The organism is Alistipes ihumii AP11 (assembly GCF_025144665.1).
GTDB classification, from domain to species: Bacteria; Bacteroidota; Bacteroidia; order Bacteroidales; family Rikenellaceae; genus Alistipes_A; species Alistipes_A ihumii.
The window spans coordinates 2079692-2103897 of sequence record NZ_CP102294.1 but is presented as its reverse complement, the minus strand read 5'-3'; the positions used below and the strand labels follow the sequence as shown (position 1 = coordinate 2103897).

Genomic DNA, 24206 nt, shown 5'->3' with positions numbered 1-24206 from the left:
AAGGGTTTACGGTTTATCGGTCAGTTGCTGGACAACGAGGGTCAACAGCAGCGAGGTCTGCCGTCCCCGGCGGATCGTTTTGAACTCCGAAGAAAGCAAACGGCAGCCGGAGAGTTCCCGCTCCGTCGCGTCGAGGGTCCGCAGTAGCGGAGCGAAGCCTCCCGAAAGCACGATCTCGGCCGTGCACAGCGTGAAGTCGTCACCCTTGCGGGTCAGATAAGGCGTGTAGCTGACGATTCGGACGGAGCTATCCGGGTCAAGGCGCTCCAACAGCTCGAGCAGGCCGCCCCCGGCGATCAGTTCCACCGTATCGAGCATGACGACAGACGCATCCGGTTGTACAGGTGCGGCCTCCGCCTCCGCGAGCATTCGTTCCGTCCTGCGCACTTCACCCCACAGCGCGACCGTACGCCCCAACGATAACCGGTACACGGCCGCAGGCAGCACGACCAGCAGCAGGACCAGACGCACGACTCCTTCGTATTTGCCGATCCGGTTCATAAGGCGACGGTTATCTTGAATTCAGTCGCACCGCTTTCGCGGTTTTGCTCCAAGCCTTCGAGCCGAGCTTCGTGCAGCGGCGGTTCGGAGCGTAATCCGGTCATCAGTTCCGATACGGTCGACGCATCGTTCGTTACGCCCCGGATCGAAAGTGTCTCGATAAGGAATACCGGGTCACGGCCATCCTCCAATGCTTTGCTTATAGGTTGTACAGCCAAAACGCTCAACGTTACGGCGGGCGGTACGTGAGAGGCTACCCGGTCCAGCAACAGGGCATGACGGTACGGCAGCCTGCGCGAAAACTCCGCTACGGCCGCTCGCCGCTGCTCGGAGCGGGCCTGCGATGTGTCCTGCCTCTTTTCCCGGGCGGAAAGCACGCTCCGCTGCTGTGCGCGACGCTCTTGAAGCGAACCGGAAGCAAACGTATTGACTACGAGCAGAAGCAGCATCAGGCCCAGCACGGGCAGCCGCAGGCGGCGTTCCGCCGCTTTAGCGACCATGCGGCCTTCGGGTGTAGGGCGCAGAAGCGTGCGCCATTTCAACGTATCGCGATAAAAACGTTCCGCTTGCCGCAGGGCCTCTTGCTCGGGATCTGCCGCCACCCGCTCGTAGCGAATATTTATGGAAGGAATGCCGTTCGCCGCGAGCCGTTGCCCGAGCGGTTCGACTTGCTCGCGGCGAACGAAGCTGATACTCCCTGAATCCTCCTTTTCGTCCGAAAAGCTCCATGCGAACGTTTCGGGATCCGAGGTCACCTTTTCGACGATCGCCGTATCTTCGGTCGGCTTCGTGACGATTCCGTACCCGGAGACCGAAATCAGGACGGGACGGCCCGAGCACTCCTTTTTCAGCGCATCGGCGTCGGGATCGGCGCACTCCCGCAGGATTCGGAGACCGCTTCGATCGAGACCGAGTACGAACAGGCGCATCGCGTAGCGGTCCGCCTCCCCGAAGCGGATGCAGAGCACGGTCGAAGGACCGACGAGTCGTTGCAAAAGTTTTCTTTTCATGATTCAGTATGCTTTCCCAAGGCGTTCGTTCCGGTCGGGGTTTCCGGGACAGAGACCTGCGGTCGGGCGATTTGACGAGGGGTTGTTTTTCATTTCTATTCGACCACGGTCGGTTTGATGAATACGTTCAGCCGGCGTTCCTGTTTGTTGTTCTTGTGCGTGCCGAAGATCCATTTGAGCACCGGCACGCGGGCGATGAAAGGCAGTCCCTGCGAGCTTTTCTCGCGCGACTGCCGGTCGATGCCGCCCAGCAGCACCGTCTCCTCGTTTTTCACGCGCACCATCGAACGGAAACTGCGCGTGGTAGTCCCCGGCGGAGCCTCCTTTTCGGTACGGTCGGTGAACTCGCTTTGCGACAGGTCGATCGTCATCGTGATATGGCCGTCCTCGCTCACATAGGGCGTGATCGAAAGGGTCATGTTCGCCTCGACGCTTTTCCAGACGTAAGAGGTCGACTGCACGGGGTTCTGCGTACCCATGTAAGTATTGTTCGTCTCCTTGTAATACTGCATCTCCCCGCTGGTGAGCACCGCCTCGCGGCCGTTGAGCGTCGAGAGCCGGGGCGTCGAGCGCAGCTCGATCGTGCCGTCCTGCTCCATCGCCTTCAGGCTGGCATAAAAGTTCGGCGTCACCTTTCCGAGCTTTACAAGACCTATCTTATTTGCCAGACTGTTGACGGCTCCCGCCCCGAGCGTCATGTCGAGACCCGGGGAGAGCGTACCGCTCGTCTGCGTCGGCTCCGTACCCAATCCGAGGCCGAGACCCGCTTCCAGCAGCACGTCCTTCGAGGCGTCGACGATCATCACCTCGATCGTGATGAGCGGCACGGTGCGGTCGATCGAGCGCAGGAACTGCTCGATGCGGGCTACCTGTCGCTGATCGCCGCTCAGGATCATGCTGTTCAGATCGCCGAAAGCGGCCGTTTGCACCCCCTTTTTCAGGTTGTCGGGGATCGCTTCCGCGAGCTTGTCCACCGTGCGGTAATGCATCGGGACGATGCGCGTCGAGAACAGGCCCTCGCGTTTCGCCTCGCCGAACATATAGACGCCTCCCTCCTCGTAGTAGGTGTAGGCCGTGCCCGTGAGCAGCAGGTCGAACAGCGTTTTCGCGTCGGTGTTTTTCAGGTAGATGCTCGTCTGCGCATTGACGGGCGTGATAAAGAAATAGTCGAGTTTCAACTGCTCGCAGACATCGAGTATGATGTCGTATATGTTGCCCCGGTCGATCATCGCCGTGATTCGCCCCGTACTGTCCACCGAAAGCTGAGAGGCTGCGAACTGCCGGCGACGGACATAGTTCGAGGCGGGAGCGGGCGAGCCTCCGGTCTCGGAAGGCGGCTCGGAGAATGCCCATGCTCCGCTGCCCTTGACGGGGGTAACCTCCAGCTTGTTGATCTCGGCCAGCGAGCCGAGCGCTTCGGCGAAAGGCATCGCCGCGATGTAGCCCGATACGGGCCGTTCGTACAGCGTCTGCGGAACGATCAGGTTCACGCCCGTGCTGTCGGTAATGCGCCGGGCTACCTCGCGCAGCGGCACGGCGATCAGGTCGTAGCTGAGCGTCGAGTCGGAGCGGTCGAACCGCACCGACGGTTCGGGCGGCGGAGCGACAGGCGCTTTGTACGGGAATACGGAGACGATATTCCCGATGACCTGCACGTCCAGTCCGTACTGCTCGCACAGAAACAGCAACAGCTCGTCGATGCGGGCCCGCGTGAAGTTGCAGCTCACCGTCAGGTTCGCCCCGTCGCGCACGCTCAGGTTCACACCGCCCACTTGGGCCACCGAGCGCAGCAGCTCGGAGAGCGGAGCCTCGCCCACCGACAGATCCACCTCGCCGAGGTAGGCTTCGTCGCGCCGGGTCAGCGTGTCGAGCCGGGCGCGGATCGCGGCGATACGCTCCGTGCCGTCGGACTGCGCCGACACGGCGGCAGGAAGACACAGCGTCCAGACCAGCAGAATCGAAAAGAGGTATAGGTTCTTCATAGGTTGCGGGTTATTGGGCAGGTCGTATCGAATAAAATAGGTAGTGTCGGGTCGTTCGTTTAGGCGATTCGGAGTATGAGCGGCGTATGGATTATCGATGCGTGATCCGTATTCACTCCCTGAGCAGCGGCAGTACCTCCTCGAGTGACGTCTGCCCGGAAAGGAACAGATCGAGGGCCGAGTCTTTCAGCGTGGTGATGCCACGTTTCTTGAGCAGCGGGGCGATATCGGGACGGCTCTCGCGAACGGCCTCGGCGAGCTCGTCGTCGATCGGGATCACCTCGTAGATCGCCCGGCGGCCCCGGTAGCCCGTGTAGTAACATCGCTCGCAGCCGACGGGACGGAAGTGCGTCCGGGCAGGCGCATCCCCCGTTCCGCATGATGCGGAGCCGGTCGGGGGCGACGGATGGCCGGAGTCGTTGCGGGCCGCTTTCCCGGCCGGCTGCGGTCCGGTTCTCCCCGAAGCGGGTATACGGCCTGCGCCGTCGCGCGGGCCAGCCGGCGGGAAAGGCTCCGTCCGGTTCGCGTCCGCATCGTCGCCCGGGGCTGCGGCTTCCGAGATCCGTTCTCCCGTGCCCTTTCTATCGGAGTACCTCGGCTGACCGTATATTTGTTCGTATTCCGGCTCGGTCAGCATCGCCTCCTTTTTACAGTCGGGACACAGCAGGCGGACGAGCCGCTGCGCGGCGCAAAGGATCAGCGTGCCGGAGAGCAGGTACGGATGCACGCCCATGTCCCGCAGCCGCGAGACGCTGCCCCATGCGCTGTTCGTATGGATCGTCGAGAACACGAGATGGCCCGTCAGCGAGCTGCGGATCGCCATCGCCGCCGTATCGGCGTCGCGGATCTCGCCGAGCATGATGATGTCCGGGTCCTGACGCAGAAAGGTGCGCAGCGCAGCGCCGAAGGTCAGGCCGATCTCCTCTTTGAGCTGTACCTGGTTCACTCCCTCGAGCGTGTATTCGACCGGGTCCTCGATCGTAAGGATGTTGCCCGACTCGCGGTTCAGCCGCCGGAGCGTCGCATAGAGCGTCGTGCTCTTGCCCGAACCGGTAGGTCCGGTGATTAGCGCCATGCCGTGCGGGCGCGCGATGGCCGACTCGTAGTCGGCGAGCTGCCGCTCCGAGAAACCGAGGTTCGAGAGCTCCAGCAACTCGGCATGGCGCGTCAGCAGGCGCAGCACGACTTTCTCTCCGTAAATCGTCGGAAGCGACGAGACGCGCAGGTCGAACTTGCGATCGCCCCGGTGGTAGAGGATGCGCCCGTCCTGCGGCAGGCGGCGCTCCGAAATATCCATGTTCGCCATGATCTTGATTTGGTTGACGATCGAGGCGTAACCGCTCCGGTCGAGCACGTACTTCTCGACGAGCTTGCCGTCGATGCGCAGGCGGATGCGACAGCGCTCCTCGTAGGGCTCGAAATGGATGTCGCTCGCATATTCGTCGAATGCTTCGCCGATCAGGTCCGTAAGAAAGCCCTGTCCGCTGCCGATGCGGCTCAAGTCGGCCGTCCGCCCCGATATCGGGCGAGTCTCCTCCCGGCGGTAGTAGCGATTCAGCAGCAGGGAGAGCTCGTCCGGCCCGACCGGCTCGATCTGTACCCGGAATCCGGACAGCACCTCGATCTCCTGTGACACGGAAGCGTAGTCGCGTCCCCGTTCCCCTGCGCACAATACGGCCCCATCCTTACGCGCGTAAGGCACGAGCCGGTAATTCCACGCCTCGACGGAAGCGAACAACTGCACGATTTCGGTCGGTATGCGCTCGGGAAGGGTCATGGCAGCGAAAGGTAAAAGCGGTACGACATATAAGCGGTCAGCGGCAGGCTTAGAAACGTAACCAGCGGAATCGTCGTCTCTTTCCGGAAAAAGATCCGCACGAAGGTCCCGTAGAGCAATCCGCAGGCGAAGCCGCACAGAAGCAGCACGACATAGACCGGCAAAGCGAAAAGAGGGGTCAGCAGCAAGAGGAACCACACGTCTCCCGAACCGATGTATTGTCGAAAGAGATTTGCTTGTCGCTGGTAACGTAAGCGGAGATATACCCACACGCCGCCGAACATCCATCCCAGCAGCAATACGTTCGTCAGCATATTGTACAGTATCGTCCGTGCCGGCAACATGAGTACAGCGGTAGACAATACGCATGAAGCGAATGCGGCAAGCCCGTAAGCCTGAATACTCCGATGCCGGAAATCCGACACGGCCAGCGAGAGGGCCGGAACGACCGGGAGCAGATATAGAGCTTGTGGCCACATCGTTCGTTAAAATGTAATGGGATTCGATCGGGACCGGGATCGGGACCGGCTGCTCCGATCTCCGATTATAAAAAGGTTTGCGTGTTCGGTTTGCCGGTCAGTCTTTGACGGTCTCTTTCAGGTTTTTGTCCTGATCGATCTCCCAGACATTGTACTCGCCGTCGCCGTCGAAATCCACCACGGCCGTCGCCGTAGCCCGGAATCCCCGCTCCGAAGCCTCGACGATCTCGATGCGGTAGTTGGCATGACCGCCCTCGGTGACCAGAGGCTGCTGCTCGAAGCCCAGCTCCTCGAGCGAGGCGGAATACTTCGAGTAGGTGTAGAAGTTGTTCTTCTCGAGCGTGTGCAGAAAAACGAGCTGCTGCTGGGCTTCGGTGCTCTTGGCCCGCGAGATGAGCGGCATCAGGTTCGGCAGCGCGATCAGTACCAGAATCCCGATAATGACCAAAACAACGAGTAACTCCGGCAGAGAAAAAGCGGGAAGACGTCGGGAAACGATTCGTGTCATAATCCTAAGTTTGAATCAGTAGAATAATAGTTGTCGGGCGATTGCTGTACGAAGGTCGGAAACGAAAACGAATCGATTTGATAAGTATATGGTAACTACCCTGTTTTTTATGACGAAATATTCGATAAAAATCTAATCGTGAATACAATAAAAATTGCAAAGCCCATAGAGGAACTTCATATTTTATCTCACCGCACACGGTTCTAAAGCTTTTTCAAGCGGTTTGCATTCGTTTTGCGGAAAAATCGGACCGAAAAATGAAAAATCGGGCCGTTCTTTAATCAAAGCTACAATCAGATCCATCATTCCAAAACGAACACGAAAGAACAAATCGCCGAGAAAACCCGAGTAACATTGAAAAATTTAAATATCAGAATATTCAAACGGAAGGCGTTAACTGCCTCCGGTCCGTTGGTACTTCAATCTTTACCTATGAGGGGAGCGGACAAAAGCAAGCTCGCGGTACGAACGGCTTTTCCTGCAGTCGCTCCCAGTGGGTCCGAATTCAACGGACTCTCTCTTTCCTGCGAATTCGTTTGCACGATGACCTTGCTGCAAAACGAAGGACAAGGGGCCTAGGATGGGCCTCCTGTCCTCTGTTTGGCGATTACGGGTCACTTACTTATTCGTCTTTCTGGTCGGCATCCCGCTCGATCTGCTCGCTGAGCCATTTCAAAAACGGGGTCCGTCCGTTTTTACGGTTTCGGATAGCCAACAGTCGGTTGTAGATATGCGGCAATCTGACACCGAACAATCGCTCGAAAACGGCTGCAATCTCCTGAATGCCGCATCGTCCTCCGTTGATACACCGGCCGACATAAAGACCGTAGACGATCTCGACCAAATCGATCTGTTTGCCCGACCAGTTCAGACGTAAAGCTCTGTTTTCGGTCGGCGAAAGATCCGAATCTTTCGCCTGGGATGCGAACATCAAAACAATCTCCTCTTCGTTTTTCAACAAGCGGATAATATACTCGCTCTCTTTACCGGCCACCTCGTAAACCTTTTTAGCCGACGCAAGTCTGATCCGTATTTGGCGCAAAGTGCGGAACCGCTGAACGGGATTCTTTTCCTTCGCATAATAGTCTTTTGTCAAGCGGTTGAACTCAGCCGTAATTCGTTCGTAATCCTGCATACCGGTCAGGTCGACCATTTTGTTGGAAAAAGTTTGGGTGTTTTTCATAAGATTGGGATTTATGGTTAGACTTACGGGTGAGCGTTATAAGGATTCGTATATCGAATCTACTGAATAATATACTACACATATAAAAAGAAAGCCAATCTTCCGATCGGCCATTTTACGGAACTTTCATATCGTAGCGCATTGCATATTTTAAGCCGACCGTTACGCCCAAACGTACCAAACGGCCCCAAGCCTTCTTTGGAGGAACAGATTGCCGGCAGTACACGGACGAAAGAAGCCGAACTGCTGGCTCTGTAAAAAAACCGGAAAAATCGACCGGAAAACCGCCTCGGAACTGATGCCAAAAGATGATGCGGCACAAAAAGGCGCAAGACATAATAATTTATTAATAAGAAACTTACCACTCCGACAAACCGGAAATTTTCAGTCTGTTCCGAGTCGAAGCCAAAACCGAACGGCCGGTCCCCGCGCCCCCGGACAACGAAAGCCTTAACGTATGAAAGGGGAAAAGCACAGACTGCACGAGAACCGCTTTTATAAACGAAGTCTGCGTAACCCGGTTTCGATCCGTTTTTATCCGAGGTCGGCTCAATTCATAACGGACAAACGTGCGTATACGAACTTATACGTCTCCTCGCAGGCGTGTTTCCACGCTACCGGCTCATAAATGACCTCCGTCATATACGAGGGCATCAGCGAAACGACACAGTGCTCGCCATTTTCCCATGTCATCATCCCGCGCCGAGAATCGAAACGATAACAGCCGCGAATCGTCGTGAACTCAACCTCGTACTCTTCGGCCGTGCCGTCCGTATGGAAACGGATGCGGACCCGGTAGGAGGCGAGAAAGACCGGATCCTTCCACATTTCCCGGTCCGGGTCGTACCAGCAAGAACGGGCAGCCGCTACAGACCCTCGGTCTGCGAAAAATCGATCTCGTTGCTCCGGCAAAACAAAAATCGGGCTACCGGCGTATTACGATAAAAGAAAGTAGATCGGATTCGCTAAAGCCGAACGTTACTGGAGAAAATCATAAACCCGGACCGAAAGTAAAACGCGGATTCGGCCTGTAACATAAATCAGGGGATAGAGTTTGCAATTCTATCCCCTGATTTATATCTCCTCCCGAGAGAAAGGATTTATATTTTGTGTATCGTTACTTTTTAGACCGAAGATGTTTCAATCCCGATACACCCCCCATACGGCCATGACGAACGGTGCCGTCAGCGTGATGATACCGGTTAAAACGGCATATTTCCGGCCTTTTTAACGACGCGCCGTTCCCATTCGTCGGTCAGTTCCTTGCGAATCTCGATAGATTGCAGTCGTTGATTGATCCAACTGTCGGAATAGCCCTTACGATGATAATATTCCAACATACGTTCGATATCCTATTCCGGATCGTTCTATCTAATGGAAAGAAGACCGGTTTATTTGTCCATACAAAAAGGGAATTATAATGTTTACAAAATTACTGACCCCGTTTTTCGTCTCGACAGATCCTCTTAGCCATATTCGACTGCAAATAAGACAATTCCGGACAAATCGTTACCTGATCGGGTGTAAGGTCTTCAGGTAACGATTTGGATACTCTGCTACCTGTTTCAGAGCCTTTTTCGCGCTGGTTTTGACGATACCCCAAAAAAGAAAAAATCCTGCAAGTATTTGATCCTGCAGGATTTGACCTATCGTTGTCGCCTCTTGGCTTTCAACGTGGCGGAGAGATAGGGATTCGAACCCTAGGAACCACATAAGCAGTTCAACAGATTTCGAGTCTGCCCCGTTCGACCACTCCGGCATCTCTCCATTTCCGGGTGCGAAGATATACAAATCCGCGATATTTTGAAAGTTCGCGCGAATTTTTCTTCAAATTTTGTGTGCATACGGCGAGAACGGATCGCGACGGCACGAAAATATCCGCGAAGGGAATCGGCCAGCAACACGAAACGAGTTAAGGAGCGACAACGGTACCCTATCGCCGCACAACAACGAAATAATGAAACGCGCGCTACCGATTCACAAGTCCGACGGCTCGCCTCGGAGGGGTTACGGGCGCCCGCTCGTCCCGGCGGTCGCCGCAGCGACTGCGTCGCACGTGCTCGGGCTTACCTGCATTCCGGGCACTCCTTCGCGCAATGTTCGCCGCAAAGCTCGAACTCAAGCGTCGCATGACCGATTCCTTCGTGCTCCAGCCGGTGCTTGATCTCATGCTTGAGCTCTTCGGCATCGTCCAGCGACCGGACTACGACATGCGCCGTCAGGGCGTTCTGCGTCGTACTGATCGCCCAGATGTGCACATGGTGCACATCCTCGATACGCGGGTCGGTCTCCGTAATGGAGCGCCGCACGCGTTCGCTGTCGATTCCGACGGGCACGCCGTCCAGCGACAGGCGCAGGCTGTCATGCAACAGCTTAGACGTGGAAAACAAGATTACCAAGGCGATCGCGATGCCGACAACCGGATCGATCGCATACCATCCCGTGAGCCGGATGACGATTCCCGACACGAGCACGCCCACCGACACGAGCGTGTCGGCCGCCATATGCAGATAAGCCCCCTTGACATTCAGGTCCTTCTCCTTATCGCGGATAAACAGCCAGGCCGTGAACGCATTGATCACGATGCCGATGCCGGCCACCCACGCGATACTGTCGCCGTCGACAGGCTGCGGATCATACAGTTTGCGGACGCTCTCGACCAGAATCACGCCGACGGCCACGAGCAGAATGCAGGCGTTGAGCAGCGAGACGAGCACGGTACTCTTCCGATAACCGTAGGTATAGCTCGCCGTAGGCTTCACGCGAGCCAGCCGGAAAGCGATCAGCGACAGCACCAGACTGACCACGTCGCTCAGGTTATGCCCGGCATCCGAGATCAGCGCGACCGAGTCGAGCCAGACCCCGGCCCCGAACTCGACGCAGACGAAAACCAAATTCAGCACGATGCCGACCACGAAAGCCCTGTTCAGATGGTCGACCGGCAGATGATGGTGATGATCGTGTCCCATAAAGCTTCTTTTTTCCTAATACCCTATTCTTACTTTGGAAACGACACGCCGGAACGAGAACGGCACGAGCCGGGCGGGAAAACGTTTCCGGCGGGCAAGTTACGAAAATTATCGGGAAAGAAGAGCCGGCCTCAAGGTTCTGTTCAGAAAGCGGCATGGCAACGCGGCCGGATCGGAACAAGGACTTTTCGGTTCCGGAACTCAAGTCCGGGTCCGTTCCGAACAACGGCCGGCACGCCGCATTCCCCGGCCGGGAGTACGGTCTCCGACCGCCGATAGCGGCAAGCACGCTCGAGTCCTATTTTTCAAGCCCCCCAAGAAGCGCCACTGCGCAGCCGAACCGGAAACACCAAAGCCCGAAACGCCGAACCGCTTGCAAACAAATATTTTAATTCTTATATTGGGGAACGAATACGAACATAAACCTTCAAAATCTCACCCGATGAACCGAACAACGCACATCCGCCGCTCCTTTTTTTGGAAATTCGCCCTCGTACTGGGCGCTTACCGGCTGCTCGTCCATCCCGGACCGAATGCGTCGCCGTCCTATCTGGCGCTGAACATGGCCGGCGTCATTCTTTTAAGCTGGATAATCAGCTATGTCTACGCGACCTGGATTCGGCAGAAAATAGCCCGCTACGACAGGATCCGGCCCGATATGGAGCCGGGAGAGGTCCTGCTGGCCGGTAGCGCGGCCACGTACGGTCTGCACGGAGGCCGGTTGGTACTGACGGACCGGCGGCTGATTTTCGTCGGATCGATTTTCGGGAAGAAGAAAACGGTCTTCGCGCTGCCTTCGGCATCGGTGGCCGCTCTCGATCCGTCGGGGCGATACGGCCTGCGTCTGACGACGACGGAAGGGCGGAAGCTGACTTTCCGGCTCGCGCAAGCCTCGTCAAGCCTCCGCCACGCTTTCGTCCGGACGGCGCACGAGAACTCGCTCTGAATCCGGAGAACAGTCCGTACCGTTTCCATGTTATGCCGGAACGCTCGCTGCCGCCGGAACATCCCAGCAGACGCGGCTGCAATCAGATTCCAATCAAGCAAGGGCAGCCGAAAGCCCCGCCGTCCGCCCGGACACGGGTCCGGGAATGCGTCCGGGAACGCGTCCGAACGGCCGCTCCGGCCGAAACGTTTCGCCGCACGCTCCTGTCGACGTCCCGGGCCGGAGGTTTCGGAAACCGTCCGCCGCCGGACGATCTACGTTCGGCCCCCAAGGGCCTCCTCCGGTTCCAGGTATCTCCGGCCGCTCGTTTCCCTATGTTTAGGTATTTCGCAACCGGTCGTGTCCCGTTATCTTTGCCGAAAACAAAAGAGACATATGGAACACAAGATCGGAATATTCTACGGGAGCTCGACCGGAACGACCCAATCCCTCGCGGAACAGATTGCCCTGAAAACGGGCGTTTCCAAAGCCGATACGCACGATGTAGCGGACGCGGCTCCCGATACTATCGACGGCTACGACTGTCTGCTGCTCGGATCGTCCACATGGGGCGACGGCGACCTGCAGGACGACTGGTACGGTTTTCTCGACAAGATCAAGACGCGGGACCTGTCCGGCAAGACGGTAGCGCTCTTCGGCTGCGGCGACAGCGAATCCTACCCCGACACGTTCTGCAACGCGCTCGGCACGATTTACGAAGAGCTTCAGCCTACCGGCTGCCGGTTCGTCGGCGCATACGAGCCGCAGGATTACGCGGTGACCGACTCGGGCGTATGCCGCGACGGAAAGTTCGTGGGACTGGCCGTCGACGAACTCAACGAGGACGACAAGACCGCCGCGCGGACCGACCGCTGGATCGAAGCGGTGAAAAGGGAACTGTCATGAGCGAGCAGGAATACGCCCGGTTCGGCGATATGAAGATGTTCATGCATCATATCTACGAATTCAAGAAAGGAGTCCGCAGCCTGGTCCTCTGCACGATGTGCCGTACGTGCGCCTCGATCGTGGCCGAAAGGCTGCGCGGGCAGCAAATCGGCTACATGATTCAGGAGGTCTCCGAAAAGAAGGTCAACCTGTACTTCGGCAAACAGGAATGCCTCGACGCCGTCAAGACATTCATACACAAGCCTCTGAACCGGCTGTCGCCCGAGGAGGACTTCATGCTGGGCGCGATGCTCGGCTACGACATATCGATGCAGTGCCGGAGGTACTGCGATCGGAAAAGCATGCGGAAAGCCACCGCATAGCTTCTCTCATCTTCATGCCATCTGTTTTAAGTTTCACGGAGTCCGGATCATCCCGCGAGGCGCGATCCGGACTCGCTCCATATGGTCGGACCCCGAGCCGGACTACCCAAAAATAGGTATTCGGACCACCCGAAATACCGATTTGCACGGATTGCCCGTCGCGGCGGAAAGCGCGAACTTTGAAGTCGCGTTCGGGGTGCGGAGCGCTGTCCGACGGTACGCTTCCGACGAGCGGCACCGGGAAACTACGGACCCGACCGAGGCGAGTCGCGCGAAATAGTTATCTTTGTCATAGCGAACAAGCCTCGAAAAACGAAAATGAAGATGTACAAACTCGGCCGATACAAGCAGACCGACAGAATGAGCGATCTGATCTGCGAAAATTATCCGATGCTTCTGGTAATCAGCCGGTTCGGCATATCGCTCGGATTCGGAGACAAAACGATCGGCGAAGTCTGCGAGGACAGCGGCGTCGATACGAAAACTTTCCTGACGATCGTCAACCTGCTGCTCGACGACCATACGACCGCCGAACAGATCGATCCGTCGCTTTCGGTCGAGGCTCTGGTAAGCTATCTGCAAAACTCGCACAGCTATTTCCTCGATTTCCGTCTGCCCCTGATCCGCCGCAAGCTGATCGAAGCGATCGACTGCGGGCACAGCGACGTTTCGTTCGCCATCATGCGCTATTTCGACCAGTACGTCGCCGAGGTGCGCAAGCACATGAACTACGAGGAAACCACCGTTTTCCCCTACGTCCGTTCGCTCGTACAGGGAAAATCCGGCAACGGAAAATATCACATCGGCATCTTCAGCAAGCAGCACGATCAGGTCGAGTCGCGGCTGGCCGAGCTCAAGAATATCATCATCAAATACTATCCGGCTACCGGAAGCAACGAGCTCAACAGCGTGCTGTTCGACATATTCTCCTGCGCAACGGATCTGGCTTCCCACAACCGCATCGAGGACAACCTGTTCGTGCCGCTGATCGCGGAGCTCGAGCGCAAAAACGGTTGTTCGCGATGAGCACGTCCATGAAAATAGCCGTCGCCGAGCCGTCGGTCATCATCCGCAGCGGGTTGCTGTCGGTGCTCGGACGGCTGACAACTCTGAATATCCAGATACTCGAGATAGCCGAGATAGCGCAGCTCGGCTCGGCGCTCTGCCGCCAAAAGCCCGACATGCTGATCGTCAATCCGGCGCTGCTGGGCATGTTCTCGCTCCAAAAGATCAAAAGCGAAGCAGGATGTCTCCCGATGAAGTGCATAGCGCTGCAATACTCGGTCACGGACTCCTCGACGCTGAAAGCATACGACCAGACGATCTCGATCTACGACACGGCCGAGCAGATCAAGGAGAAGCTTCTCCAACTGCACGGTTCCGAGGCAGGCGGCAAGGAGCACGACGCGCTGAGCGCGCGCGAACGCGAGATCGTCGTATGCGTCGTCAAAGGCATGACCAACAAGCAGATCGCAGAAAAGCTGTGCCTATCGCTGCATACGGTCATCACGCACCGCCGCAACATCGCGGGCAAGCTCCAGATCCACAGCCCGGCCGGACTTACGATCTATGCCATAGTCAACAAACTGGTCGAACTGAGCGAAATCAAGGAAACCATATCGGACTCCGACCAGTAGCGAACGCGTACGCTTTTATCCGGCCCGGCGAATCACCCGTCCTCAGACTAGAACATTTTACGTCTCAGCGCCGGAATCCGGACAATCCTGCCAGAAACGCGACCTTCCCGGTCTCCGGAAAGTCGTCCTACCTTTTCCCGCTCGCGTCGTACGACGCACCGGCCTCTCCCTCGCCCCGAAAAAAAGAACCGAAGGAAAGCACACTTAAGCCCGAAAATATTATTTTTGTTCTATATCCGTAACCCATACCGCGAGCGATCCACCCGACCAACCATGACGGAGTCACCGGCATACTCCACGGAAACAGAGCTTTCCGAACTGACGGCATTCAACCTGCTCTACCGGCTGCATGTCTCGGCCTTGGTCAATTATGCGGAACGTTTCGTCGACGACGGCACGGCACGCGACCTCGTACACGATGTCTTCGTCCGTATCTGGACCGCACGGCGGTTCCGGATGCCCGAAACGGAAATACGCCGCTATCTGTTCCGCTGCGTATTGAACGCCTGCCGCGATCACGTCCGGCATCAGCAGGTCGAAAACAACTTCCTGTCGAAAACCATCGCGCAACTGAAGCTGCACGAACTGGAATACCACGAAGCGCACTGGGAACATGCTCCCGACGAGCGGCAGCTACGGGCCGTCTATCTCGAAATCGACAAGTTGCCCGACCGCTGCCGCGAGATTTTCCGGAGAACATACCTCGACGGCTGCAAAAGCCGCGACATAGCGGCGGAACTCGGCATTTCGCAGCGCACGGTCGAGGCTCAGCTGTACAAGGCGCTGAAACTGCTCCGCCGCTCGCTGACGGGAATCCTGACGCTGGGCGGCTGGCTGGTTCTCGGCAGGCAAATTTTCTGATTTTTCTCGTTTCCATGCAAAATATCGGACCGATCCGGTAAGTAAAAAACCGTTCAGAATCGTTTGTAATATAAAAGGGCGGCCCAAAGACGCCAAACAGACAGGAAAATGAACGGAAACGACACGATAGAATCCCTGACCGCGGCATACCTCGAAGGACGACTGTCGCCCGAGGAGGCAGAGCGCCTGCTCGAAACGATCGAGCGGGACGAGCAGGCCCGCCGAACGCTGTTCGAGATGAAGAACCTGTACGACATGGGACGGATGAATCCGCTCGACCAGCGGCAAATCGAAGCCGGCTGGGAAAGGCTCGTCCGGCAAACGAGTATCCGGAGCGGCGAAAACCGAACCGCCGGCCGGACGTCGGACCGTACGCCTCTGCGCCGCATGGCCCGGACCGCGCTGCGCTATGCCGCCGTCGCGCTGATCGCCCTGTCGGCCGGCTTCGCAATGAGCCGTCATGTCGTCCTGCACCGAGCCGCCGGATACAACGAAGTGGCCGCCGAAGCGAAAAACCATTCGGAAGTCGTTCTTTCGGACGGGACCAGGGTCACGCTGAACGCATCGTCCCGACTGCGCTATCCGACCTCGTTCGACGGATCGGCCCGCGAGGTATGGCTCGACGGCGAAGCCTATTTCGACGTGTCGCGCGACCCGCGCAAACCGTTCGTCGTGCACACCGAGCGCCAGAGAATCCGCGTACTGGGAACCTCGTTCAACGTGATGGCCTACGACGGAGATACGTTCAATATCGTCACGCTGTTGAGCGGGGCGGTGCAGCTCGACGTGCTCGGAACGGAGGGCTCGCTGCTGGAGTCGGTGCGGATGAAACCTTTCGAGCAATGCCGCTTCGACACGCGCACCGGAGAGCTGACCGCAACCCTGCTCTCGGACGAAGACAGGAACCGCACGTGGACCGACGGCGTGTTCCGCTTCCGGGACGAGCCGCTGTCGATGATCGTCTCGCGGCTGGAAAAATACTACGGGATCGAAATCGCCGTCGACGATTCGCTGGGCTCTGTCCGCTACACGGGCGCCTTCCCTCTGGAACAGAAAATCACGGAAGTGCTCGAGACCCTCAACTTCGAGAAAAGATTCACGGTCGTACAGCACGGAAACGACTTCGCGCTGGAAAAAAAGTGAACCGTCATAATCCCGAAACCGAAAACCTAAAACCACTTCGAGCCATGAAAACCAGCTGATCCCCCCCTAAAAAAAGCCGGAACAGGTAAGACCCGATCCGACTCCGTTTGTTTTTAATCCATTCAATCCGATCCCCGTCCATTACCCCCTAAGTAGACGGAACGGGTATCGGCGACCTTTTAAAAACGTACAAATTTATGAAAAATTTTTCACTACATGCCATATTACCCTGCTTTTTATTATTGGCATTTAGCATTTTACAGGCATCGGCCCAGCAGGCCGTGCTGAACCGACCGGTCACGGTAGCCGTGCAGGACGGAACTTTCTCGGAAGCCGCCGGACAAATCGAACGGCAAACCGGACTGATGTTTCTCTACAAGAGCGATGACATCGACCGGAACCGCAAAATCAGCCTGAACGTCCGCAATCGCCCGCTCTCGGAAGCGCTCGACCTACTGCTCCGGGGAACCGGTCTGGGATACCAAATCTCCGACCGGCACATCACGATCGGCCATGTCCCCGCGCGGTCGTCCAAACCGGTCACCGTAACAGGAAAGATCACCGACGCGTTGGGCAACCCGATTATCGGCGCCAACGTATTCGTGCAGGGGACGACCAACGGCACCGCCACGGGAACGGACGGCAGCTTCCGGATCACGGCATCGCCGGAGGACATGCTGCAAGTCACCTATCTGGGCTATATTCCGCAACAGGTGGAAATCGGCAGCCGGACCCGGATCGACATCACGCTGGAAGAGGAATCCACCGAATTGCAGGAAATGGTCGTCATCGGCTACGGCACGGCCAAGCGGGAAAGCCTGACGGGAGCCGTTGCGACGGTCCGCTCGGAGGACCTGACCGTCGCACCGGTCGCCAGTACGACCAACGCGCTGGCCGGACGACTGCCGGGCCTGATTACCAAACAGCAAAGCGGCCTGCCCGGAGCGGACGCCGCGACGCTCAGCATCCGGGGCTTCGATCCCCCGCTGGTGATCGTCGACGGCGTGGAAGGCGACTTCAACAACATCGACGCGAACGAGATCGAGTCGATCTCGGTGCTCAAAGACGCCTCGGCAGCGGTATACGGAGCCCGGGCCGGCAACGGCGTGATTCTGGTCACGACCAAGCGAGGCAAGGAAGGCAAGCCGACGATCACGCTGAACAGCACGGTCACGTTCCAGAACCCGACGAACCTGATGCGAATGACCTCGGCCGGACAGTATACCGAACTCGTGCGCGAAGCGCATATCCAGTCGGGTCAGCCGGCCGAAACGGCCCGGTTCTCCGAAGAGCAGATACAAAAGTACTACGCCGGCACCGATCCCGACTACCCGAGCACGGACTGGGTAGACTACCTGATGCGCAAAATGACGCCCCAGCACCAGCACAACCTGTCGCTGCAGGGCGGAACCGAGCAGATCAAGTACTACGGATTCTTCGGCTATCTGGATCAGGAATCGATGATCCGGCGCGGAGGCGGCAACTACCAGCGCTACAATATCCGTTCGAACATCGACGCGAAAATACTCAAAAACCTGAGCATGTCGGTCGACTTCTCGACGATCATCGAGAACCGCCGCTTCCCTTGGCGCGACGACCAGGGCGAGAACTCGGTCTGGAACGATATCTGGAACACCGAGCCGATCTATCCGAGCTCGCTTCCGGACCCGACGAAGATTCCGTACGCCAGCACGAACGGCACCGGCGGCGCGCACATCTCGAGCAACCGTAATCTGAGCGGCACGCGCGACACGGACACGCAATCGATTCGCGCCTCGGGCTCGCTCAAGTACGACGTGACCGCCGTACCTGGCCTGTCGGCCAAGGCATTCGTAGCGCTGGACAAATGGTCCCAGGATTACAAATTCTTCCAATACCTGCCCGATACCTATCTGTACAACTACGCATCGGACACCTACACGCTCCAGTCTCTCTCCCTCGAGAAAAAGCTGACTCAGCAAGCCAGCAAGGGACAGCGGCTGACGGCCCAGTTCTCGCTGAACTACGAACGTACTTTCGCCGAGGACCACGACCTGAAGGCTCTGCTGCTGTACGAGCTGATCGACTACGACGACAGCTGGATCACGGCGCAACGGACCGGTTTCGCGACGACCTCCATCCCGTATCTGTTCGCCGGAGGACTCCAGAATCAGTTCGCCGACGGCCGCGCGTCGGAAATGGGCCGTTCGAGCCTTATCGGCCGGCTCAACTACGCCTATCGTTCGAAATACCTATTCGAAGCGACCGTCCGCTACGACGGTTCGGCCAAATTCGACAAACATTCGCGCTGGGGCGTATTCCCGAGCGTATCGGCCGGCTGGAGAATCTCCGAGGAGCCTTTCATCAAGGACAACACGAGCGTGATCGACAACCTGAAGCTGCGGGCCGGATTCAGCATGACCGGCTATGACGGCGTGGCCAATTTCGATTACCTGGCCGGCTATGTCTACGGAAGCTCGTATATCATCGGCTCGCAGGCCGTGCAGGGACTCACCGCGACGGGCCTCGCCAATCCGATGCTGTCGTGGGAACAGATGAAGATATGGAACGTCGGTCTCGACTTCGGGCTGTTCCACAGCAGGCTCTACGGCGAGGCCGACGTGTTCTACCGCGTGAGGGACGGCATCCCGGGCAGCCGCGCCGTCTCGCTGCCCGACACGTTCGGCGCCACGCTTCCGACCGAAAACCTGAACAGCATCAACACACGCGGTTTTGAGTTCACGCTCGGCTACAAAGGCGCGGCGGGCGACTTCCGCTACAACGTGGCGGCCAACATATCGTGGGCCCGCTCGAAATGGGGCTACTACGACGAACCCGAATACACCGACCCGGACGAGATCCGGCTTTACAAGAAGACGGGCAACTGGATCGACCGGGACTTCGGCTATCGTTCCAACGGACTGTTTACCTCGCAGGAAGAGATCGACGCGCTGGACTACCGCTATCTGGACGGGTCGGACAACTCGTTCCTGAAACAGGGCGACGTCCACCTGCTGAATACCAACGGCGACGACGTGCTGAACTGGCGCGACCAGGTCGAGATCGGCAAAGGTACGATGCCGCACTGGATGGCCGGACTGAACCTCGATCTCGCATTCAAGGGATTCGACCTGTCGGCCCTGTTCCAAGGGGCTTTCGGCTTCAGCCAGAACGTCGTGTTGCGCCACGCGATGGTTTTCCCCGAAATCATGTACAAGGAGCGCTGGACCTACGAGAACAACGACCGTCATGCGATCGTTCCCCGTCTGGGAGGAGCCGCCTCGAACGACTGGGCATCGGACTACCGTCTGGTCAACGCTTCGTACCTGCGCCTCAAGTCGATGTCGATCGGCTATACCTTTCCCAAACGCTGGATGAGCCGCGCCAAGATCGGCAACCTGAGAATCTACGTTGCCGGGACCAACCTGTTCACTATCAGCAAACTGAACAAGTACAAGCTCGATCCCGAAGCGCCGAGCGGCGCGGGAACTCGCTATTATCCGCTGATGCGTACCTTTACGATCGGCCTGAACATTTCCCTTTAATACCCGAACAGCCATGAAAAAAATCCATATCATACTGATTTCGATACTCTGCGGTCTGAGCTCCTGCACGAGCGTTTTGGACAAAGAGCCGCTGGACATCATCTCGGACGACGTGCTGTGGAACGATCCGGTACTGATCGACAACTACCTGCTGCAATGCTACGCCGAAATGTGCTTTTTCAACGAGATGCCCTACGGCGCGACGCAGGACTGGTTCAACTGCATGTATGCGACCGGCTTCGCCGACGAATCGACCAGCGCATGGACCCAGACACCCAAAACCCATTGGCTGAGCATCAGCGGCGGCGACTGGGACTGGTGGGGTTATCCGACCGTCCGTAAACTGAACGTATTTATCGAAAAAATGGAGACCGCACCGGTCGACGAAGCCGTCCGGACGGCCCGCACGGCCGAGGCCCGCTTCCTCCGGGCATTCGCCTATTTCAACATGGTCAAGCGTTACGGAGGCGTGCCTCTGATCCTGAAAGCGCAGCAACTTTCCGATTCGCCCGAAGAGCTCTACCCGAAACGCGCGACCGAAGAGGCCGTCTACCAGTTCATTCTCGACGAGATGAACGACATCATCGACAACCGGCTGCTCCCCGACGCATACGGAGCGGCCGATCTGGGACGACCGACACTCTATGCCGCCGCCGCATTGAAAAGCCGAGCCGCGATGTACGCGGGTAGCATAGCGAGCTGGGGAACGGTCCAGCTCGACGGTCTGGTGGGTATTCCGGCCGACAAGAAGGAACACTTCTGGCAGGAGTCGCTCAACGCGAGCAACCGCCTGCTGTACGGCAGTCCGTTCGCGCTTTACGAGAAATATCCCGACGACCGCTCGAAAAATTACCGGAACATCTTCCTCGACGAAAACAACTGCGAGGTGATTTTCTCCGAAATTTACGACGGCAAGTCGGGCAAGGGCCACTCGTGGGACATGTGGCAGAATCCGAGCGGATACAACGCATGGGCCGGCGGACAGCAGAACTGCGTCTATCTGGAGTTCGTCGAGTCGTACGAAAACATCGACGGCTCGGATCCCACGATCGACCGCGAGAAGGTCGCCCAGTACTACACATGGACGCTCGACGAGCTGTGGGGCAAGAAAGACCCTCGCTTCAAAGCCTCGATCTATACGCAAGGCACGCCATGGACGCACGAGGGAGCCTCCGTGACGCTCGACTACCACGTAGGCATCTTCGTCGACGGACAGTGGATCAACGACGGTTTCTACGAAGGCGTGCCGGCGCTGGGCGTCTGCGCGAACAACTGGCGCCCCACGCCGTTCGGCATCCTGAAATACCTCGACGAGTCGTCGGCCATGATCCCCGAGCGTTACTACTCGAAAACCGACTGGATCGTCTTCCGGCTCGGCGAAATCTACCTGAATTTCGCCGAAGCAGCCTTCGAACTGAATAAGCCCGACTCGGCGCTGTGGGCCGTGAACAAGATCCGCGCCCGGGCCGGCATGCCCGAACTGCAATCGATCACGCGCGAGCAGATCCGCCACGAACGCAAGATCGAGCTGGCGTTCGAGGGCAACCGTTACTGGGACGTACGCCGCTGGCGGACCGCCGTACAAGACCTCTCGCACGCTTGGCACGGCATGCGCTACAAGCTCGACTGGGCAACGCAGAAATACTATGTCGAGATCGTCGACAACATCTGCGGAACGCCCGAACCCTATTTCAACGAGATGCACTACTACTGGCCTATCGCACAAAGCCGAACCCAACAGAATCCGAACCTGCTGCCCAACAATCCGGGCTGGAGGTAATACACTCTCTCTTTTTTGCAGTCTGCTGCGGGCTGCCGATGTAGCCCGCAGCAGTTTTTTTGCTAACTTACATTCCCAAACGCCATGAAAAATATCATACTCCCGATCTGTTGCGCTGCGGCGCTCTGCATGGTTCCGGCTCTGATGTCGGGCTGCAACTCCGATCCGAAGGACGGATCCGCTCCCGGCGGGCCGCCGATCGACGTCCCGCCGGGCGACGTGACGGTCGCCGCATATTATTTTCCGAACTGGGGGCCCGTCGCCACGTCGGAATGGGGAAGCCTGCAACGGGCCAAACCGATGTTCGACGGACACAAGCAGCCGAAAGTCCCGGCATGGGGCTACCGGAACGAGAATCGCCCCGAGGTGATGCAACAGAAAATCGATGCGGCGGCCGACCACGGCCTCGACGTCTTCATCTTCGACTGGTATTTCTACGACGAAGCCCAGATGCCGGGCAACAAATACCTCAGCTCGGCGCTGGAAGAAGGATTCCTGAAAGCTCCGAACAACGACCGGATGAAATTCTCGCTATTGTGGTGCAACCACGATCTGGGCGACATCGCCCGGGGAGCCGTGACACCCGAGACGTTCGAACTGCTGACCGACTATGTGATCGAGCACTACTTCAAGCATCCGTCGTACTGGCTCGTCGACGGATGCCCCTACTTCTCGATCTACGAGGTGAATACGTTCCTCGCTACGTTCGGAGGCGACTACGCCCGGGCCGGCGAGGCGATCGCCCGCTTCCGAGAAAAGGTCAAGGCAGCCGGCTTCCCCGACCTGCACCTCAACGGCGTGCTGTTCGGTCTGGGCGGCATTCTCAGTCAGGCCGTCGCCGCCCTCGGGCTCAACTCGACGACTTCGTACGTCTGGATTCATCACAACATTCTGCCCGACTTTCCGGCCACCCGCTACGAAAAGGCCGCGAGCCAATACATGAATTCCGTCCGCAACGGAGGCGGATCGAACGGGCTCGAAAACGGAGCGGCCGGCATTCCGGTGCCGTACCATCTCAACATCAGCATGGGATGGGACTCGTCTCCCCGATGCGGCAACGTAACGCCCGGCGAGTGGCTCCGTCGGCGCGACTACCCGTTCGGCGCCGTGATCGTCGACAATACGCCCTATCTGTTCAAGAAATATCTGGCCGAAGCGAAGGCGTGGACCCTCGCCAAACCCGAATCGGAACGCATCGTCGTCATCAACTCGTGGAACGAATGGGGCGAGGGAAGCTACTTGGAGCCCGACACGGAAAACGGCATGGGCTATCTGGAGGCCGTGCGCGACGTATTCGGCTCGCAGCAAGCGAACGGAACGGGCACGGCCGGAGAACGAACCGTCAAAAACTAACCAAACCGAACTGTTATGAATAGAACTTTGCTGACGCTGGCCGCCGCCGCGGCCGTCCTGACCGGCTGCCGCTCGGAGCGACCGGTAGCCGGAGACGACATCACGGTCGCCTGTTATTATTTTCCGAACTACCACACCGGAGACCCGCTCAACGAGCTCAACAAGGGCGAGGGCTGGAGCGAGTGGAAACTCGTGCGCGAGGCGCAGCCGCGCTTCGAGGGGCACGACCAGCCCAAGGTTCCGCTGTGGGGCTATACCGACGAGAAGGACCCGGCCGTGATGGCCCGTAAGATCGAGGCCGCCGCGTCGCACGGCATCGACGTGATGCTGTTCGACTGGTATCGCTACGACAGCGTGCCGTTTCTGAACCGTTGCCTCGACGAAGGGTTCCTGAAGGCCCCGAACGTGAACGACATCCGCTTCGGGCTGATGTGGGCCAATCACGACTGGGTCGAGATTCATCCGGCCACGCACGGCGAACCGCAAAAGCTGCTCTACCCGGGCAAGGTGTCGCCCGAGGCGTTCGAAACGATCGGCGACGAGCTGGTGCGCGACTACTTCACGCGACCGAACTACTGGCTGATCGACGGCAAGGCCTATTTCTCGGTCTACGACGTGCAGAAATTCGTCGAGAGTTTCGGCTCGCTCGAGGCCACGAAAGCGGCCATGGACCGGCTCCGCGAGAAAGCCGTCGCCGCCGGGCTGAAAGGAGTCCACTGGAATCTGGTCGTCTGGGGCAATCCGATCCTTCCGGTCGAAAAGGTGCCGGCCAATACGCTCGAACTGCTGCGCGCGCTGGGCTTCGACTCGGCCACATCCTACGTATGGATACACCACTGCTGGCCCGCCGACACTTGTACGGCCTACAACTCGGTGCGCGACGCCTATATGGCCTATTGGGACAAGGCGAAAGCCGAGTACGGCGTACCCTACTACCCGAACGTAACGATGGGCTGGGATCCTTCGCCGCGCACGAACCAGCAGAAAGACTGGAACCCGGCCTACGGCTACCCCTATTCGGGCATTCTGTGCGACAACACGCCGGAGAACTTCCGGGCCGCGCTGCAGATGACCAAGGACCGCCTGCTGGCCGACCCCGACGGTCCGCGTATTTTGAACATCAACTGCTGGAACGAATGGACCGAGGGAAGCTATCTGGAGCCCGACTCGGTACACGGCATGAAATATTTGGAGGCTGTTCGAGACGTATTCGCCGACACGAAACCCTGATCTTCCCGGGCGAAATGCGCAAAACACGCTGTCCGACGGCATTTCGGCCGCCGGACAGCGTGTTCTTATCCGGTCG

At 58.1% G+C, this 24206-nt stretch carries 21 protein-coding genes and 1 tRNA gene; 11 read left to right on the top strand and 11 right to left on the bottom strand.

The window, feature by feature from the left end:
• Positions 1 to 6: 6 nt before the first annotated feature.
• The 11 genes from NQ491_RS08535 to NQ491_RS08485 all read right to left on the bottom strand — a co-directional run bounded on the left by NQ491_RS08535 (position 7) and on the right by NQ491_RS08485 (position 10409).
• Positions 7 to 501: a hypothetical protein gene (locus tag NQ491_RS08535; RefSeq protein ID WP_019246942.1), complete on the bottom strand. Its 495-nt coding sequence runs from the start codon at positions 499 to 501 to the stop codon at positions 7 to 9.
• Positions 498 to 1511 carry a PilN domain-containing protein gene (locus tag NQ491_RS08530; RefSeq protein ID WP_019246943.1) on the bottom strand — a complete coding sequence of 338 codons (1014 nt, stop codon included), beginning with the start codon at positions 1509 to 1511 and terminating at the stop codon, positions 498 to 500. Before NQ491_RS08530 ends, NQ491_RS08535 begins: the two co-directional genes overlap by 4 nt.
• Before the next feature lie 95 nt (positions 1512 to 1606).
• Positions 1607 to 3493 (bottom strand): type II secretion system protein GspD, encoded by a 1887-nt coding sequence (locus NQ491_RS08525; protein ID WP_019246944.1) that lies wholly within the window; start codon positions 3491 to 3493, stop codon positions 1607 to 1609.
• 112 nt (positions 3494 to 3605) lie between these two features.
• Positions 3606 to 5270: a GspE/PulE family protein gene (locus NQ491_RS08520; RefSeq protein WP_019246945.1), complete on the bottom strand. Its 1665-nt coding sequence runs from the start codon at positions 5268 to 5270 to the stop codon at positions 3606 to 3608.
• Entirely contained in the window at positions 5267 to 5749 is a 483-nt protein-coding gene (locus NQ491_RS08515) for a hypothetical protein (RefSeq protein ID WP_019246946.1), read from the bottom strand. The genes NQ491_RS08520 and NQ491_RS08515 overlap by 4 nt, the downstream gene beginning before the upstream one ends.
• A gap of 97 nt (positions 5750 to 5846) precedes the next feature.
• A complete protein-coding gene (locus NQ491_RS08510; RefSeq protein ID WP_026089831.1) occupies positions 5847 to 6257 on the bottom strand; it encodes a type IV pilin protein in 411 nt (136 codons plus the stop codon).
• Positions 6258 to 6879: 622 nt separating this feature from the next.
• Positions 6880 to 7440, bottom strand: coding sequence for an RteC domain-containing protein (locus NQ491_RS08505; protein WP_019246948.1), 561 nt, complete (start codon positions 7438 to 7440; stop codon positions 6880 to 6882).
• A 549-nt stretch (positions 7441 to 7989) separates the two neighbouring features.
• Positions 7990 to 8268: a hypothetical protein gene (locus NQ491_RS08500; protein WP_019246949.1), complete on the bottom strand. Its 279-nt coding sequence runs from the start codon at positions 8266 to 8268 to the stop codon at positions 7990 to 7992.
• A 374-nt stretch (positions 8269 to 8642) separates the two neighbouring features.
• On the bottom strand, positions 8643 to 8780 hold the full coding sequence (locus NQ491_RS08495; RefSeq protein ID WP_019246950.1) for a hypothetical protein: 138 nt from the start codon (positions 8778 to 8780) through the stop codon (positions 8643 to 8645).
• Between the two features lie 335 nt (positions 8781 to 9115).
• Positions 9116 to 9207, bottom strand: a tRNA-Ser gene (locus NQ491_RS08490).
• Between the two features lie 299 nt (positions 9208 to 9506).
• Positions 9507 to 10409, bottom strand: coding sequence for a cation diffusion facilitator family transporter (locus tag NQ491_RS08485; protein WP_019246600.1), 903 nt, complete (start codon positions 10407 to 10409; stop codon positions 9507 to 9509).
• Between the two features lie 442 nt (positions 10410 to 10851).
• Between NQ491_RS08485 and NQ491_RS08480 the strand changes: the two genes are divergently transcribed.
• The 11 genes from NQ491_RS08480 (at position 10852) to NQ491_RS08430 (ending at position 24130) form a co-directional block, all read left to right on the top strand.
• Positions 10852 to 11355, top strand: coding sequence for a PH domain-containing protein (locus NQ491_RS08480; RefSeq protein ID WP_019246601.1), 504 nt, complete (start codon positions 10852 to 10854; stop codon positions 11353 to 11355).
• Positions 11356 to 11730: 375 nt separating this feature from the next.
• Complete coding sequence (locus NQ491_RS08475) at positions 11731 to 12240, top strand: flavodoxin (protein WP_019246602.1); 510 nt, start codon at positions 11731 to 11733, stop codon at positions 12238 to 12240.
• Positions 12237 to 12602 (top strand): DUF2023 family protein, encoded by a 366-nt coding sequence (locus NQ491_RS08470; protein WP_019246603.1) that lies wholly within the window; start codon positions 12237 to 12239, stop codon positions 12600 to 12602. The genes NQ491_RS08475 and NQ491_RS08470 overlap by 4 nt, the downstream gene beginning before the upstream one ends.
• A 324-nt stretch (positions 12603 to 12926) precedes the next feature.
• Positions 12927 to 13628 (top strand): hemerythrin domain-containing protein, encoded by a 702-nt coding sequence (locus NQ491_RS08465; RefSeq protein WP_026089764.1) that lies wholly within the window; start codon positions 12927 to 12929, stop codon positions 13626 to 13628.
• Positions 13625 to 14239: a response regulator transcription factor gene (locus NQ491_RS08460; RefSeq protein ID WP_019246605.1), complete on the top strand. Its 615-nt coding sequence runs from the start codon at positions 13625 to 13627 to the stop codon at positions 14237 to 14239. The genes NQ491_RS08465 and NQ491_RS08460 overlap by 4 nt, the downstream gene beginning before the upstream one ends.
• A 273-nt stretch (positions 14240 to 14512) precedes the next feature.
• The gene (locus tag NQ491_RS08455; protein ID WP_019246606.1) at positions 14513 to 15100 is read left to right on the top strand and encodes an RNA polymerase sigma-70 factor; all 588 of its coding nucleotides are present in this window, start codon (positions 14513 to 14515) and stop codon (positions 15098 to 15100) included.
• A 108-nt stretch (positions 15101 to 15208) separates the two neighbouring features.
• Positions 15209 to 16243, top strand: coding sequence for a FecR domain-containing protein (locus tag NQ491_RS08450; RefSeq protein ID WP_019246607.1), 1035 nt, complete (start codon positions 15209 to 15211; stop codon positions 16241 to 16243).
• A 197-nt stretch (positions 16244 to 16440) separates the two neighbouring features.
• Positions 16441 to 19767, top strand: a complete 3327-nt coding sequence (locus tag NQ491_RS08445; protein ID WP_074431139.1) for a TonB-dependent receptor — start codon at positions 16441 to 16443, stop codon at positions 19765 to 19767.
• 13 nt (positions 19768 to 19780) lie between these two features.
• Entirely contained in the window at positions 19781 to 21547 is a 1767-nt protein-coding gene (locus NQ491_RS08440; protein WP_019246609.1) for a RagB/SusD family nutrient uptake outer membrane protein, read from the top strand.
• Positions 21548 to 21631: 84 nt separating this feature from the next.
• Positions 21632 to 22900, top strand: coding sequence for a glycoside hydrolase family 99-like domain-containing protein (locus NQ491_RS08435; RefSeq protein ID WP_081587438.1), 1269 nt, complete (start codon positions 21632 to 21634; stop codon positions 22898 to 22900).
• Between the two features lie 15 nt (positions 22901 to 22915).
• Positions 22916 to 24130, top strand: a complete 1215-nt coding sequence (locus tag NQ491_RS08430; RefSeq protein ID WP_026089766.1) for a glycosyltransferase WbsX family protein — start codon at positions 22916 to 22918, stop codon at positions 24128 to 24130.
• Positions 24131 to 24206 lie beyond the last annotated feature (76 nt).

Bases quoted from the DNA above. Each gene is read 5' to 3' on its own strand.
- NQ491_RS08475 (WP_019246602.1), top strand. From the start codon at position 11,731: ATGGAACACAAGATCGGAATATTCTACGGGAGCTCGACCGGAACGACC.
- NQ491_RS08435 (WP_081587438.1), top strand. From the start codon at position 21,632: ATGAAAAATATCATACTCCCGATCTGTTGCGCTGCGGCGCTCTGCATG.
- NQ491_RS08520 (WP_019246945.1), bottom strand. From the start codon at position 5,270: ATGACCCTTCCCGAGCGCATACCGACCGAAATCGTGCAGTTGTTCGCT.
- NQ491_RS08525 (WP_019246944.1), bottom strand. From the start codon at position 3,493: ATGAAGAACCTATACCTCTTTTCGATTCTGCTGGTCTGGACGCTGTGT.
- NQ491_RS08505 (WP_019246948.1), bottom strand. From the start codon at position 7,440: ATGAAAAACACCCAAACTTTTTCCAACAAAATGGTCGACCTGACCGGT.
- NQ491_RS08455 (WP_019246606.1), top strand. From the start codon at position 14,513: ATGACGGAGTCACCGGCATACTCCACGGAAACAGAGCTTTCCGAACTG.
- NQ491_RS08430 (WP_026089766.1), top strand. From the start codon at position 22,916: ATGAATAGAACTTTGCTGACGCTGGCCGCCGCCGCGGCCGTCCTGACC.
- NQ491_RS08500 (WP_019246949.1), bottom strand. From the start codon at position 8,268: ATGTGGAAGGATCCGGTCTTTCTCGCCTCCTACCGGGTCCGCATCCGT.
- NQ491_RS08535 (WP_019246942.1), bottom strand. From the start codon at position 501: ATGAACCGGATCGGCAAATACGAAGGAGTCGTGCGTCTGGTCCTGCTG.
- NQ491_RS08480 (WP_019246601.1), top strand. From the start codon at position 10,852: ATGAACCGAACAACGCACATCCGCCGCTCCTTTTTTTGGAAATTCGCC.
- NQ491_RS08440 (WP_019246609.1), top strand. From the start codon at position 19,781: ATGAAAAAAATCCATATCATACTGATTTCGATACTCTGCGGTCTGAGC.
- NQ491_RS08485 (WP_019246600.1), bottom strand. From the start codon at position 10,409: ATGGGACACGATCATCACCATCATCTGCCGGTCGACCATCTGAACAGG.
- NQ491_RS08450 (WP_019246607.1), top strand. From the start codon at position 15,209: ATGAACGGAAACGACACGATAGAATCCCTGACCGCGGCATACCTCGAA.
- NQ491_RS08470 (WP_019246603.1), top strand. From the start codon at position 12,237: ATGAGCGAGCAGGAATACGCCCGGTTCGGCGATATGAAGATGTTCATG.
- NQ491_RS08495 (WP_019246950.1), bottom strand. From the start codon at position 8,780: ATGTTGGAATATTATCATCGTAAGGGCTATTCCGACAGTTGGATCAAT.
- NQ491_RS08515 (WP_019246946.1), bottom strand. From the start codon at position 5,749: ATGTGGCCACAAGCTCTATATCTGCTCCCGGTCGTTCCGGCCCTCTCG.
- NQ491_RS08510 (WP_026089831.1), bottom strand. From the start codon at position 6,257: ATGACACGAATCGTTTCCCGACGTCTTCCCGCTTTTTCTCTGCCGGAG.
- NQ491_RS08465 (WP_026089764.1), top strand. From the start codon at position 12,927: ATGTACAAACTCGGCCGATACAAGCAGACCGACAGAATGAGCGATCTG.
- NQ491_RS08530 (WP_019246943.1), bottom strand. From the start codon at position 1,511: ATGAAAAGAAAACTTTTGCAACGACTCGTCGGTCCTTCGACCGTGCTC.
- NQ491_RS08460 (WP_019246605.1), top strand. From the start codon at position 13,625: ATGAGCACGTCCATGAAAATAGCCGTCGCCGAGCCGTCGGTCATCATC.
- NQ491_RS08445 (WP_074431139.1), top strand. From the start codon at position 16,441: ATGAAAAATTTTTCACTACATGCCATATTACCCTGCTTTTTATTATTG.